The organism is Catellatospora sp. IY07-71, from assembly GCF_018326265.1.
Classification (GTDB): Bacteria; Actinomycetota; Actinomycetes; order Mycobacteriales; family Micromonosporaceae; genus Catellatospora.
The window spans coordinates 1,650,818-1,664,653 of sequence record NZ_AP023360.1; the positions used below are offsets into that span (position 1 = coordinate 1,650,818).

The window sequence follows — 13,836 nt, forward strand, 5'->3', positions numbered from 1 at the left end:
TCTTCAGTTGGGGGCGTGGCCGCCGTCGCCGTCGACCGTGATGTCCGGCGTGCCGTCCTGGTCGAGGTCGACCAGCGTGATGTCGACGTCGCCGTCGCCGTCGGTGTCGAACTGGAACAGGTCCGCCTTGCCGTCGCCGTCGGTGTCCGCCACCCAGACGTCGGCCTTGCCGTCCTGGTTGGTGTCGCCCGTGATCAGGTCGCGGCGGTCGTCGCCGCGGGTCTCCACCGTCTCGCTCATGACTACTCCTTCTCGGGGGACTTTCAGGGCACCACGTTAGTGGCGCAGGACAGCACCGGCCGTGGAGAGTGCCTTGACCACCTCGGCCGACTCGGAGTAGCCGATGACCAGCACGCCGTCCGGCTGGACCGAGACGATGTCGCCGGCGATCCGCTCCAGCTCCGCCTTGTCCTTCACGCTGCCGTCATCGGTGATCTGGTAGATGTGCGTCTGCACGTCGATCTCGCTGAGACCGGCCTTGACCAGCTCCTTGACGACGTCCTTGGCGAGGTTCGTGCCGTAGTTGCCGCTGTGCGCGACGATCGCGACCTTGCGGTCGCCGTCGCGCAGGATCACGTCGGCGATCGCCCGCGCCTGCAGGATGTCGGACGGGGCCGTACGGAAGTACAGGCCCTTGTCGTCGGCGGTGGTCAGGCTCGCCGAGGTGTTGCACGGCGAGAACATGATCATGCCGTGCTTGACCGCCTCCGGCAGCGAGGCCAGGGCCACGCCGGACGCGCCGGGACCGATCAGGATGTGCACGCCCTCGGCGGCGTGCTTGGCGATCGTGGCGGTGGCCACCCGCGGGTCCGTGCCGTCGTTCCCGTCGACCCACTCGACGTTCTTGCCGAGCACGCCGCCGGCCTCGTTGATCTCCTTGACCGCCAGCTTCGCCGCGGCCAGCATCGGCGGCGCGGTGTACGCCAGGGCGCCGGTCTGCGGCAGCAGGCCGCCGAACTTCAGCGCGACGGCCGACTTGCCGTCCTTCGCCGGGCGCGGCGGCTTCTTGCCGCTGGCGTTGAGCTCGTTGCCGGTGCCCAGGTACTCCGTCTTGCCGTTGTCGAGCTGGTTGGCCGAGCTGAAGTGCACGGTGCCGTAGCTGGTCGTCGACGGCTCACCGGCGTCGGTGAAGCCGTGCCGCACGGTGATGCCGCGGTAGGCGATCGACTTGCCGTCCCGGGCCAGCGTCAGGCAGGACTGGAAGGTCCGGCAGACGATCTCGCCCGAGGTCACGCCGTTGACGTACTGCGCGATCTTGGCCGGCTCGACGGTGCCCGCCTGCTGGGCCGCCAGCGCGCTGATCATCATCGCGTCGTAGGTCTCGGCCGCGAAGAGGTAGTCCTTCAGGCCCGGCCACACCGCGTTCAGCCGGCTGGTGAAGGTCTGGTTCAGCTCGGTGAGCGGCAGCGTGCCCTTCATGCCGTCGAGCAGGCCCGCCTGCTCCTTGAACAGGGCGCCGAACTCGTTCGCCATGTTGCCGTCGGTGCCGTAGAGGTACGCACCCTGGTAGTTCGGGCTCTCCGGATCGTCCTGCGACGAACCGCAGGCAGCGAGCGTGAGCAGCGATACGCAGGCAGCGGCTATGACAGCTCGCGAGATACGCATGAGGGTGCCTCCATGGCGACGGTCCAACGGGCACCTTAGCGTCATTGCCTGGATTGGGGGAGGGGCCATTACGCCCGATGGGTGTCGAGTGCTCCGGTACGGTTGCCGCCGCCCGATAGGCTCCCGTCGTGACCGTCGATCCAGACCACTCCTTCGAGGACGCCGCTCTCGTACTTGACCAGGCATTGGCCGGTGACGGCAGCGCGGTGGCCGGCACCCTCGACAAGGTGGTGCAGCGCGACGGCAGCACGGGTGCCTACAACGTCGCCTGGTGCCTGGCCGGGGAGCTCGCCGGGGACGGCGTGCGCGCCGGCGCCTGGGCGCTGGACTTCCCCGGCATCGAGGAGGCGGCGTACGACGCCCGCTGGGTGGCCCGGTTCGTGAGCGCGTACGTCAACCACGACGAGCCCACCGGCGAGGCGCTGATCGGAGCGGCGCTCGCCGACGGCCAGCTCAACCGCTGCCTGCTCACCCTGGCCGGCTCCACCGTCGCCACCAAGCGCCGCCGCGAGGGCTGAGCGGCGCTGCCGTTTCGCGGCCGGGCGGCAAGATCGCGGGTTCGTGTCGGAAAGTGGCGCTGAACCTCACCGGACGACACGAGACGCCGATCTTCGCCGGCACCGTGCAACCTCTGGCCACGTCGGGTCCGTAGAGGGGGCGTGACCCGAGACGTGGACGAGTTCACCGCCTACGTGCAGGCCCGGATGGAGCACTGGCGGCGCACCGCGTACCTGCTGAGCCGAGATTGGCACATCGCCGACGACCTCGTCGCGATCCTGGCCGGCAAGCTCTACCGGCACTGGCGGCGCCTGCACGCCCTGCCCTACCTCGACGCATACGCCCAGCGCATGCTCACCCGGGTCTGGCTGGACGAGACCCGCCGCCCCTGGCGCCGCGAGAGAGCCTCCGCCGACCTGCCGGAGGGCGCGGCCACCGCGGGGCAGCGCATCGAGGAACGGGACGCGCTGTGGCGGCTGCTCGGGGCGCTCGGCCCGCGGCAGCGGGCGGTGCTCGTGCTCCGCTTCTACCTCGACTTCAGCGTGGAGGAGACCGCGGACGCGCTCGGCGTCAGCACCGGAACCGTGAAGAGCCAGTGCGCCCGCGGCCTGGAGACGCTGCGGGCCCTGGTCGGCCAGAGCGAGGTGGCGCAGTGAGGAAGGAACTGTTCGACGAGGCCGTCGGGGTGCCGCCGGTGAGCACGGTCGACCTGACCGCCGTGATGGCCCGGCAGGACCGGCTGCGCCGGAACCGGCGCGGCGCGGCCGCGGTGACCGGCGTGGTGGCCGTCGCGGTCGCCGTGGCGGTCGTGCTGGGCCTGCCCGGGCAGCTGCGCGCCGACCGGGCACCGGAGCCCGCGATCCCCGCGCCGTCCGTCTCCGCACCCGCCTCGCCGTCGCCGAGCGTCACAGTCGCCGAGTCCGGCGAGACGAAGGCGGCCCGGGTCGAAGCGGCCTGGCAGCGGGTGCTTCCCCGGGTGCTGCCCGGCGCACGGTGGCGGGCCGGACGTGACGACCCGGCAGGCCCGCGCACCTACGACAAGACGTTCAAGGCCGCCCCGCCGCCGCTGGCCACCCAGACCAACGTCGACGAGCTGAACCCCACTCGGCGGAAAGTGCCGTTGCACACCAGCGTCGCCTACTACGGCACCTTCGGCGTGGTGCGGTTCGGCGGCGTGGAGAGCGAGCTCTTCTTCGACACACGATGGCGGGCCGTCCTGGAACGCGACTCGGGCAACTGCGCCACCGCGTCCGACGGCGTCTACACCTGCCGGCTGGACACCCTGTGCGAGCCGCCGACGACCTGCCGGCAGCAGACCGGGCCGAACGGCGAGCTGATCGTCATCCGGAACCACTCCGAGCGGATCGAGGGACTTCGCGTGCCGCTCGTGAACCGGTCGGTCCTGGTCCGCTCCGCGGACGGCACCCGGTCGGTCTCCCTGGACCAGGGCAATCAGGTGGGCGGCGACGGCGACCCATCCCCCAAGACCACCAGGCTCGCCCTCACCGAACAGCAGATGATCGACATCCTGCTGGAGCCGGGGTTGATGATCTGACGGACGGGTTGATGATCGGGGTCTCGTGTCAGAACGTGCGGCTGGACCGCATCTTCTGACACGAGACACCGATCACCCGCGAGCAGAGGCCGGACACAGAAAAGCCCCGAGCCGCGGCCGGAGAAACTCAGGCGCAGTTCGGGGCGACAAAGCCCGGCGAAGAGCTTTGGTGGCCAGGGGCGGGGTCGAACCGCCGACCTTCCGATTTTCAGTCGGACGCTCGTACCAACTGAGCTACCTGGCCGAAACCACCGGGGGTGGTCGTGCATTGGCGGTCCTGACGGGACTTGAACCCGCGACCTCCGCCTTGACAGGGCGGCGAGCACTCCGACTGCTCCACAGGACCTTGCTACTTGCTCTTCCTTGCTACCGGGAGACCTTATCAGGTCCCGGTCCGTGCCCCCAACGGGATTCGAACCCGTGCTACCGCCTTGAAAGGGCGGCGTCCTGGGCCGCTAGACGATGAGGGCGGCCGAACCATCATCCCACAGAGCTGCGATAAAGCTTGCAGCTGCCATGTGATGGTGGCTGTTGCTCCCATCCGGCCCCGCCGGAGGCTCGGAAAGCATATGTGACCAGCACCCGTTCCGCCAAATCGGGGGTCAGAGCGTGTCGGGCAGGCGGATGAGCCGGTACTTCCCGCGCAGGCCGGAGATGATAGTGGGCAGCGCGGCCAGGGTGTTCGCGCGGTCGCCGCCGGCGTCGTGGAGCAGCACCACGCCCCCGGCGCGGGTGTTCTTGACGACCCGGCTCGCGATGGTGGAGGCGGGCGGGCGCCGCCAGTCCTGCGGGTCGACGGTCCAGTGCAGCGGGCTCATGCCGAGGCTGCGGCTCACCTTTACCGCGGCGGCGGTCCAGTTTCCGCCCGGATGACGGAAGTAGCGGATCGGGGCGCCCGGCACGGCGGCGTGGATGGCGTCGTTGGTGCGTTGCATGTTGGCCCGGATCGCGGCCTCGGACCAGGTGCCGAGCTTGAACTCGTGGTTCCAGCTGTGGTTGCACAGCGTGTGGCCCTCCGCCACGATCCGCTGAACGAGCTGCGGGTACGCCTTGGCCTGGGTGCCGACCAGGCAGAAGGTGGCCTTGACGCCGCGCGCCTTGAGCGCGTCGAGCACCTTCGGGGTCCAGGTGGCGTGCGGCCCGTCGTCGAAGGTCAGCGCGACCCCGGCCGAGCCGGTGGTGCGCTGGAGGGTGTACTTCGCCTTCTCCGGGGTGGGCTTGGTGGTCGGGGCCTTCGTCGGCGCCCGGCTCGGCGTGGGGCTGGGCGCGGCCAGGCTGGGTGACGGGCTGGGTGAGGCGTCGAGCGAGGGTGTTGCCGCGGCCGAGGCACCGGGGGCGGCACCCGCCGAGGCCGGGTTCCAGGGCGCGGCGGCGGGTTTGCCGCCGCACGCCGCGGACAGAGTCAGGGTGATTCCGGTCACCACGGCGGCCAGGCCGTGGACGCGTCGGTGCGCCATACCCGCTCCCCAGATCGTGCTCCGCGATGCGAAGGGATCTCAGGGTGCCACAGGGGACGCCTGTGGCGGTATGGGGCGCGAGTCGCGTTCAGGACACGATTGAGATACGCGTCACAAGGCTCAGGAGAAGTCGCCGAGCGCGGGCACCGCGACGCCGGTGACGCCGGCCAGCCACGGCGCGAACTCGTCCGGCTGTTCGGCCAGGCGGCTCAGCAGGTCGGCGGGGTGCACCCAGCGCAGCGCCGCGACCTCGGCGGGGTCCGGGCGCGGCGGCTCGGTGTCGGCGTCCAGGATGCCGAGCAGCACGTGGTCGTACTCGTCCTCGACACGGCCGGTCGCCGGGTCCTCGGCGCGGTACGCGTACACGCCGATCTCGGTCAGCTCGACGCCGCGTACGCCGATCTCCTCGGCCAGCCGCCGGGCCGCGGCGGTGACCAGGTCCTCGCCCGGTCCGGGGTGGCCGCAGGCGGCGTTGGCCCAGCGCAGCGCGAACCGGGTCTTCACCGCGGCGCGCTGCTGCAGCAGCAGCCGCCCGGTGCCGTCCAGCAGGTGTACGGAGAACGCCCGGTGCCGCATCCCCGGGGCGCTGTGCGCCTGGGCGACGGTGGCCTTGCCGCAGGGGGCGCCGGCCGCGTCCACCAGCTCGACCAGGTCCTCTTCCCGAGACCTCATGCGCGTGCTCCGACCACTCGACGTGCCGCCGCCCGGCCCGAGATCAGCACCATGGGTACGCCGACGCCGGGACGGGTGCCGGACCCTGTGAAGACAACATTACTCAGGGTTGGATGCAGGTTACCCGGCCGCAGCGGGCCGCTCTGCCGCAGCGTGTGCGCGCTCGCGAAGGGGGTGCCGAAGGCCATGCCCTGCCGCGCCCAGTCGTCCGGGGTCACCACGTAGGACAGCTTGAGGTCGGCTCCGAAGTCCAGGTAGCCGCGTGCCTCCAGGGTGGCCATCAGCTCCCCGGCGTAGCGCCGTCCCACCGGGCCGTCCCAGCGCACGGGCGCGGTCCGCAGGTTCGGCACCGGGGCCACCACCTGGTACGTCTGCCGCCCCGCGGGCGCGGCTGTGGGATCGGTCCGGCTCGGGTTGGTGACCAGGATCGACGGGTCGCTCATCAGCTCGCCGCGGTTGACCACCTCGTCGAAGGTCTGCCGCCAGGAGCGGCCGAAGTGCAGGTTGTGGTGCGCGATGCGCTGGTAGCCGCCCCGGTCGTCGCGAGTGCCCAGGTGCAGCACCACGCACGACGGCGACGGGGTGAGCCGCCGCAGCCGGGCCGGGGCCATGCCGGGCAGCAGGCTGTACGCCGCGGGCAGGTCCGGGTTGAGCACCACGGTGTCGGCGGTGAGCCGCTCGCCGTCGGCGGTGTGCACCGCCACCGCGCGGCCCGCGCGGGTCTCCACCGAGGTGACCTGCGTGTGGTAGCGGAAGGTCACGCCGTGCTTCTCGGCCGCGGCGGCCAGCGCCCGGGGCACCGCGTGCATGCCGCCGCGCGGATACCAGACCTCGCTGACCGTGTCCAGGTAGGAGGCGGCGGCGTGGTCACGGCCGGTGAACAGGTTGCGGAAGGAGAACAGGCGCTGGGTACGCGGGTCGGCGAAGAAGTCGGTGAGCCGCCGCCGGGCGCCCTCCGTGGCCAAGGTGCGCCAGTGCCCGTGCGGATCGCGCCGCTCGAACTGCTGCAGCCGCCGCGCCCAGCGCTGGAAGCGCAGGTAGCCCGCGGCCTCCTTGCCGCCGCACAGCTTCGCGATGGCGGCGACCATCCGGTCGGTGTCGGCGTGCACGTCCAGCGTGGTGCCGTCGGGGAAGTGCGCGCGGTACGCCGGGTCGAGGCGGATCAGGTCGACCCAGTCGTGCAGGTGCTCGCCGACCGCCGCGAGCGGCTCGGCCAGCAGGTCCGGCGCGGTGATCATGGTCGGGCCGGTGTCGAACCGGTGCCCGTCCAGCTCCAGCACCCCGACCTGGCCGCCGGGCGCGCCGGAGCGCTCGATCACGGTCACCTCGCGGCCGGCCCCCGCGAGATGCAGCGCGCAGGACAGTCCGCCGAGACCCGCTCCGACCACAATCACACGATTTGTCGGTCCCAGTACGGTTCGCACGAATTCATGGTGGCATGATCGTCGCCACGTTCTGCCCGAATGGACAGCGAGCCGCCCTGTTTGCCCGATATCTGACAACCCGCGGTGACCGCCCCCGAGCCGGTGCGAAATCGGGCGCAGCCCGGCGGCCCGAGGCGCGGTCGCCGCGTCGTCGCGGGTCAGTGCAGGTCGCCCACGATGATGCCGCGGCCGTTGGTGCCGACGTAGACGCGGCCGTGCACGCGCGGGTCGCCGGTGATCGCGGCCCCGGTCCAGGCCCACTGGTGCCGGTCGTCGTTCACCCGGACCCAGCGCCGTCCGGCGTCGTCCGAGCGGAAGACCCCGCGTACACCGCGCACCTTCGCGCTGGAGAAGACGGCCGGGTAGGCGCGGCCGGGGGCAGCCTTGCCGAAGCCCACGTTGTCCGCCTCGTCCACGCCCCGCAGCCGTGCGAACGTGGCCCCGCCGTCGGTCGAGCGCCACATGCCGTACGCGAGGCCGGTCTTGCCGCCCGCGAGCCAGACGTCGCCCGCGATGCCCGGCACGGCCTGGAAGCGCACGTCGCCCTCGGCCGGCAGCCCGGTCGCCGCGGCGGTGAAGGAGGCCCCGCCGTCGGTGCTGACGTAGAACGTCCCGGCGGCGAAGGCGTACACGGTGCGTGCGGCGACCCGGTCCGACTCCACCCGCGCCCCGGCGGGCACGCCTTGAGTTCTGGTGGTTGTCGCAACACCCCAGTTCAAGGGGTGCGATGGACTTCAAGATCCGTACTGACCGTACGGCGCAGGGGCCGAAGAAGCTGCGTGCTGAACGGGAGGAATACTTCCGGCTCGTGCAGCAGGGCTATGGCAACAGGGAGGCGTCCCGACGCGTCGGTGTTCATGAACGGACCGGACGCGAGTGGCGCAACGGCCGGATGGCCCCCAACCGGCTCCGGGCGCCCGCTCAGGCAGAGCGGGCGCCCGGAGCGTCGTCGAGGTATCTGCAGGAGGCTGATCGTCTCCACATCGCCGACCGGCTGCGGGACAAGGCCTCGGTGCGGGCGATAGCCGCAGAGCTCGGCCGCAGCCCGTCCACCATCAGCCGGGAGATCCGCCGTAATCGGCATCCGGGTAACGGCCAGTACCGACCGTATGCCGCTCAGGCCCGGGCCGACGGCCGCCGACCACGCCCCAAGCCCGGCAAGATCGGAGAGAATGCCGCCCTGCGGGACTTCATCCAGGATCACCTGGACAAACGGTGGAGCCCGGAACAGATCTGTCAGGCTCTGCGCAGACGATTCCCCGCGCGGCCGGAGATGCACGTGGTCCACGAGACGATCTACCAGGCCCTCTACGTTCAGGGCCGAGGCGAGCTACGCCGCGAACTCACCCGTGCGCTGCGCACCGGCCGTGCCCGTCGCAAGCCGCACCGGCAGGCGGCCAGCCGCCAGCCACGGTTCACGCACCCCATGGTCATGATCAGCGAGCGGCCGGCCGAGGTCGAGGACCGTGCCGTGCCCGGCCATTGGGAAGGCGATCTGATCATCGGCAAGGACGGCGGTTCGGCCATCGGAACGCTCGTCGAACGCTCCACCCGCTACGTCATGCTCGTCCACCTGCCCACCGGCCGCAGCGCCGAACACATGCGCGACGCCCTCCAGGCGACAGTGCAAGCCCTACCGGCCCACCTGGTCCGCTCCCTCACCTGGGACCAGGGATCCGAAATGGCCGCCCACCACGCCTTCAGCGTGGCCACCGACATTCCGGTCTACTTCTGCGATCCGGGCAGCCCATGGCAGCGCGGCTCGAACGAGAACACCAACGGCCTGCTGCGGCAGTACTTCCCCAAGGGAACCGATCTATCCGTCCACAGCCGTGACCACCTCGACGCCGTCGCCGTCGAACTCAACGGCCGACCACGCAAAACGCTCGGCTGGGAAACCCCAGCCGAGCGCCTGCGTACACTGCTCGCGGCCTAGACAACCAACCACGTGTTGCAACGACCCCTAGAATCCGCCCGCCGCTGCTCGGGGTCCAGGTCGCGCCGCCGTCGGCGGAGTGGTGCACCGCCGCGCCGTCCGGCGACCACACCACGTGCGCGCCGTCGGCGCTGACCGCGATCCGGCCGCCCCCGGAGATCCCGTCCGGCTGGGTGGCCGCGGGCGTCCACGTCGCCCCGCCGTCGTAGGAGATGCCGAAGCGGGTCCCGTTCGTCGGGTTGCCCACCCGCACCACCGTGGCGGGCACCAGCCCCGCGAAGTCGAGGCCGGTGGTGCTGCCGTGGGTCGGATTGTCGAACATCAGGCCCGGGTTGGCGAAGTCGTGGTGCACGAAGCCGCCCACGTCACCCACCGCCGAGATGAGGTGCGCCCCGACCGGCGGGCTGACCAGGTCGAGCACGGCGGTCTCCTCCAGGCCGCGGGCGCGGACCTCGATGTGCACCGTGCCGCCGGTGTCCCAGTCGGTCAGGTTGTCGGTGGCGTAGATCGTCGCGCCGGTGCCGTAGAGCAGGCGGCCGGAGTCGAACGGGTCGATCTCCAGCGACTCGGTCATCCAGCCCAGCTTGGGCGCCTCCTCCGGCAGCGGCGGCACGGCGTTCCAGGTCAGCCAGGGCGCATCGGTGATGTCGAGGTCGTAGCGCTTGACGCGGTTCGGCCAGGCGCCCCAGTCCCAGGAGCGGGTCCAGGTCGCGCCGCCGTCGGTGGTGCGGAAGAAGACCACGTCCGGCCACCACGCGATCTGCGTGGCCACCATCAGCGTGCCCGGCCGCTGCCGGTCGATGGTGAGACCGGAGTAGCCCCAGGAGCCGCTCTCCGGGGTGATGTCGGTCCAGGCGCCGGTGGCGGTGTCGAGCTTCCAGACCTTGCCGGAGCCGCCGTCGTACGGGCCGCCGGTGTCGCTGGTGGCCAGATAGAGGAAGCCGCCCTCGTGGTCGAGCACGCCCTTGTGCGGCACGTGCCCGGTCGGCGCGCCCGGCACCGCGGCCCAGGTCGCGCCGCCGTCGGTGGAGCGGTAGAGCGGGTTGTCCTTGTCGGCCACGCCCACGTAGATCGTCTGCGTGCCTCGGCGGCGGCCGCCCGTACGCGGGTCGAACACCACCCACACCACGCCCTGCAGGTCGCTGGAGTAGCCGCTGGTGTCGTTCGGGTCGGCGCGGTAGGTGCCCGGGTTCGGGAACGCGGTGACCTGCGCCCAGCTCGCGCCGTGGTCGGTGCTGCGCCACAGGCCGTGGCCGCTGGGCGCGCCCAGGTAGAGCACGCTGTTGCGGTGCGGGTCGATGGCCAGCCGCTCGCCCATGCCCCGGCCGGGCATGTTGCCGCCCAGCTTGAACGGCAGCTCGGTGACCTGCCAGGTGCGGCCCCGGTCGCGCGAGCGCAGCACGGCGCCGTTGTTCGGGTCCCAGTCGTTGGTGTAGGTGCCCACCGCGACGTAGACCCGGTCCGGGTCGCGGGCGTCGGTGGCCAGGCTGGCCACCCCGGACCAGCCCCACTTCGCCCAGCCGATCCAGTCCAGCAGCGGGATCCACCGGCCGGTGGCCGGGTGCCAGCGGTACGCCCCGCCGATGTCGGTACGCGCGTACACGAGGCCCGGTTCGGACTGGTTGAACACGATGCCGGGGACGAAGCCGCCCCCGACGATCTCGACGTTGCGCCAGCGGTAGCCCTGGCCGGCCGACGCGGGCGCGCCGAGCAGCCCCGCCCCGGCGGCCGCGCCCATCGCGCCGACCGCGCCGAAGAGAACGCGCCGGGAGATACGTGCCTGGCTCATCTGGTTCCTCTCTGTACGAGCGCGAGGCGCCCCTCCGCAGGGAGGGACGCCTCGCGCCATCCGGGGGCGATCACAGCGCGGTGCAGGACACCGGCGCCGGGATCGGGTTCGAGGTGTTGTTCCAGGAGGCGTTGAAGCCCGCCGTGGTGCTGGTGGTGGGCGCCAGCGCGCCGTTCCAGGCCTCGTTGACGACCTGGACCGCGGAGCCGGTCTGGGTGCGGATGCCGCCCCACATGTTGCTGATCACCTGGCCCGCGCCGTAGGTGAAGCTGACCCGCCAGCCCGTCGTGGCGACGGTGCCGGTGCTGGTCACCTTGAGCTCGCCCTGGAAGCCGTTCGGCCACGACTGGACGATCCGGTACGTGGCCGTGCACGCCTTGCCGGCCTGCGAGGACGGGCTCGGCGAAGCCGACGGCGACGCGCTCGGGGAGGCCGAGGGCGACGCGCTGGGCGAGGCCGACGCGGACGGGGACGCGGACACCGAGGCGGACGGGCTCGGCGGCGGGCTCGACGGCGTCACGGTGCTGTCGCCGTAGAGGATGCCGCGGCCGTTGGTGCCCAGGTAGACGCGGCCGTACGTGCGCGGGTCACCGGTGATCGCGTCACCGGCGTTGCCCCACTGGCGCTGGTTGTCGTTGATGCGCACCCAGCTCGCCCCGGCGTCGTTGGAGCGGTACACGCCGCGCACGCCGTCGATGGTGGCCATGGTGTAGACCGCCATGTTGGTGCGGCCGGGCGCCGCCTTGCCGAAGCCGACGCTCACGCCGCTCGCCGACGCGGCGAACTTGGTGAACGACGTGCCCGAGTTGGTGGAGCGGTACAGGCCGGTGTCGCTGGCCAGCCAGATCTCACCCTCGACGCCGGGCATCGCCTTGAAGCCCGAGATCACGCCCAGGCCGGTCGCGGCCGTGGAGAAGCTCTGGCCGCCGTTGGTGCTGACGTAGAACGTGTTGTTGTACGAGGCGTAGAACTTGTTGGCGTTGACCCGGTCCGCCTCGACCTCGGCTGTGGCGGGCACGCCGGAGGCCTGGCTGAAGCCGCCGCCGAAGCTGGTGGCGTAGAAGACGCCGTTGGCCTCGGTGCTCCACACCACGCGGGTGCCGTTGGCGTTGAGCGCCACCGTGCCGCCCTGCGCGCCGCTCGGCGAGCTGCCCGACCACCAGTTCGCGCCGCCGTCGGAGGAGACGCCGATGTTGGTCTGGCCGTTGGCCGTACGCGCGCCCTTGCCGACCCGGACCACGTAGCTCGGGTTCAGCTCGGCGAAGTCGATGCTGTTCGTGCTGCCGAAGTACGGCATGTCGAACATGTCCGGGACCACGTCGAGGTTGGTGTGCCGGAAGCCGCCGATGTCGCCGACGCCCGAGATCAGCGGGGAGGTGCCGCTGGGCGGGCTGATCAGGTCGAGCACCGCGGTCTCCTCCAGCCCCTTGATGAACGGGCTCAGCGCGACCGTGCCGCCGGTGTCCAGCGCGGTGAGGTTGGTGGTGCCGTAGATGGTCGCGCCGGTGCCGAACAGCATGCGGTTGGAGTTGAACGGGTCGATCTCCAGCGCCTCGGTCATCCAGCCCAGCTTCGGCGACTGCTCCGGGGCCGACTTCTGCTCGTTGAAGTCCAGCCACGGCACGCCGGTGATGTTCAGCGTGTAGCGGTTGGTCCGGTTCGGCCAGGCGTAGTCGTAGAACTGCCGCCAGGTCGCGCCGCCGTCGGTGCTGCGCCAGATGAACGTGTCCGGGTACCAGGAGCTGTAGCCGGTGACCATCAGCGTGTTCGGGTTCTGCTTGTCGATGGACAGGCCGGAGTAGCCGAACCAGTTGTTGTTGGTGTCCGTCGACGGCACGGGGCTGATCTGGGTCCAGGCGCCGGTGGACAGCTGCATCTTCCACACATCGCCGTGGCCGCCGTCGTACGGGCCGCCCTTGTCGCTGGTGGTGATGTAGAGGTAGCCGCCCGCGATCTCACCCTGGTGCGCGAGGAAGCCGGTGGGCTGGCCCGCGACCCGCTCCCAGCTGGTGCCGCCGTTGAGGCTGCGGTACACCGTGTTCTGCAGGTCGGCGACGCCGACGTAGATCGCCTGGGTGGTGTTGCCCGCGGTGCCGGTCGACTTGTCGAACGCGACCCACACCACGCCCTGGTTGAAGTTCAGGTAGTTGTTGGTGTCCGCGGCGTCCTGCACGTAGTTGCCGACGTTCGGGAAGTTGGTGACCTTCGCCCAGGTCACGCCCGAGTCGGTGCTGCGCCACAGGCCGTTGCCGGCCTCGGTGCCGAAGTAGAGGGTGCTGTTGCGGTTCGGGTCGATCGCCAGCCGCTCGCCCATGCCGCGGCCGGGCATGTTGCCGCCGACCTTGAATGGCAGCTCGGTGACCGCCCAGGTGGCGCCCTTGTCCGAGGAGCGCAGGATGGCGCCGTTGTTGGGGTCCCAGCTGTTGAGGTACATGCCGACCGCGGCGTACACCTTGTTCGTCTGCACCGGGTCGGTGGCCATGCTCAGCACGCCGTTGTAACCCCACCTGTCCCAGCCGAACTGGTCCAGCAGCGGGATCCAGCTGCTGGTCGCCTGGTTCCAGCGGTACGCGCCGCCGATGTCGGTGCGGGCGTAGATCAGGTTCTGCTCGGTCTGGTTGAAGATGATGCCGGGGACGAAGCCGCCGCCGTCGATCCGGACGTTCTTCCAGGTGTACGGCTCGGACGCGGCGGCCGCGGCCGGGGTGCCCCCGGCCAGCTGGGTGACGACCGCCAGCGCGCCGGCGGTCAAGGTCGCGGCGATGGTGCCGGCGAGGGTGCGGGTTCTTCGGGCTCGGGGTTGCATCTGTGGCTCTCCAGTGGAGGACGGTGCCGCCAGGCGCACAGGAGACAGGGCGGGCCCAGGGCAGTGAGCAACCGCCGCCGTGCCTGTGTCACCG

Annotated in this window: 12 protein-coding genes and 3 tRNA genes; 4 read left to right on the forward strand and 11 right to left on the reverse strand. The window is 71.2% G+C overall.

All coding sequences use genetic code 11. The features are described 5' to 3' along the window. Positions 1-3: 3 nt before the first annotated feature. Together CS0771_RS07585 and CS0771_RS07590 are read right to left on the reverse strand one after the other, a co-directional pair. Positions 4-240 (reverse strand): hypothetical protein, encoded by a 237-nt coding sequence (locus tag CS0771_RS07585; protein WP_203750767.1) that lies wholly within the window; start codon positions 238-240, stop codon positions 4-6. A 36-nt stretch (positions 241-276) separates the two neighbouring features. Next, on the reverse strand, positions 277-1,605 hold the full coding sequence (locus CS0771_RS07590; protein WP_212840361.1) for an ABC transporter substrate-binding protein: 1,329 nt from the start codon (positions 1,603-1,605) through the stop codon (positions 277-279). 128 nt (positions 1,606-1,733) lie between these two features. Between CS0771_RS07590 and CS0771_RS07595 the strand changes: the two genes are divergently transcribed. The 3 genes from CS0771_RS07595 to CS0771_RS07605 all read left to right on the forward strand — a co-directional run bounded on the left by CS0771_RS07595 (position 1,734) and on the right by CS0771_RS07605 (position 3,658). Further along, a complete protein-coding gene (locus tag CS0771_RS07595) occupies positions 1,734-2,123 on the forward strand; it encodes a hypothetical protein (RefSeq protein ID WP_212840362.1) in 390 nt (129 codons plus the stop codon). A gap of 141 nt (positions 2,124-2,264) precedes the next feature. Then, positions 2,265-2,759 (forward strand): SigE family RNA polymerase sigma factor, encoded by a 495-nt coding sequence (locus CS0771_RS07600; RefSeq protein WP_244870664.1) that lies wholly within the window; start codon positions 2,265-2,267, stop codon positions 2,757-2,759. Beyond that, complete coding sequence (locus tag CS0771_RS07605; protein WP_212840363.1) at positions 2,756-3,658, forward strand: hypothetical protein; 903 nt, start codon at positions 2,756-2,758, stop codon at positions 3,656-3,658. Before CS0771_RS07600 ends, CS0771_RS07605 begins: the two co-directional genes overlap by 4 nt. A 167-nt stretch (positions 3,659-3,825) precedes the next feature. Here CS0771_RS07605 and CS0771_RS07610 read toward each other — a convergent pair. From CS0771_RS07610 to CS0771_RS07640, 7 genes are all read right to left on the reverse strand, one after another. Continuing rightward, positions 3,826-3,902 (reverse strand) — tRNA-Phe (locus CS0771_RS07610). 25 nt (positions 3,903-3,927) lie between these two features. Further along, positions 3,928-4,004, reverse strand: a tRNA-Asp gene (locus tag CS0771_RS07615). Positions 4,005-4,055: 51 nt separating this feature from the next. Beyond that, a tRNA-Glu gene (locus CS0771_RS07620) sits at positions 4,056-4,128 on the reverse strand. Positions 4,129-4,260: 132 nt separating this feature from the next. After that, on the reverse strand, positions 4,261-5,115 hold the full coding sequence (locus tag CS0771_RS07625) for a polysaccharide deacetylase family protein (protein ID WP_212840364.1): 855 nt from the start codon (positions 5,113-5,115) through the stop codon (positions 4,261-4,263). A gap of 120 nt (positions 5,116-5,235) precedes the next feature. After that, positions 5,236-5,787 carry an isopentenyl-diphosphate Delta-isomerase gene (idi, locus tag CS0771_RS07630; protein ID WP_212840365.1) on the reverse strand — a complete coding sequence of 184 codons (552 nt, stop codon included), beginning with the start codon at positions 5,785-5,787 and terminating at the stop codon, positions 5,236-5,238. Further along, entirely contained in the window at positions 5,784-7,211 is a 1,428-nt protein-coding gene (gene crtI / locus CS0771_RS07635; RefSeq protein WP_212840366.1) for a phytoene desaturase family protein, read from the reverse strand. Before crtI ends, idi begins: the two co-directional genes overlap by 4 nt. A 158-nt stretch (positions 7,212-7,369) precedes the next feature. Then, on the reverse strand, positions 7,370-7,891 hold the full coding sequence (locus CS0771_RS07640) for a sialidase family protein (protein ID WP_212840367.1): 522 nt from the start codon (positions 7,889-7,891) through the stop codon (positions 7,370-7,372). A gap of 212 nt (positions 7,892-8,103) precedes the next feature. Between CS0771_RS07640 and CS0771_RS07645 the strand changes: the two genes are divergently transcribed. Then, positions 8,104-9,147: an IS30 family transposase gene (locus CS0771_RS07645; RefSeq protein WP_244871286.1), complete on the forward strand. Its 1,044-nt coding sequence runs from the start codon at positions 8,104-8,106 to the stop codon at positions 9,145-9,147. Here the strand turns inward: CS0771_RS07645 and CS0771_RS07650 are convergent. Both CS0771_RS07650 and CS0771_RS07655 read right to left on the reverse strand, forming a co-directional pair. After that, on the reverse strand, positions 9,074-10,936 hold the full coding sequence (locus CS0771_RS07650; RefSeq protein WP_212840368.1) for a glycoside hydrolase: 1,863 nt from the start codon (positions 10,934-10,936) through the stop codon (positions 9,074-9,076). The genes CS0771_RS07645 and CS0771_RS07650 overlap by 74 nt on opposite strands. A gap of 70 nt (positions 10,937-11,006) precedes the next feature. After that, entirely contained in the window at positions 11,007-13,742 is a 2,736-nt protein-coding gene (locus CS0771_RS07655; protein ID WP_212840369.1) for a cellulose binding domain-containing protein, read from the reverse strand. Positions 13,743-13,836: the final 94 nt, after the last annotated feature.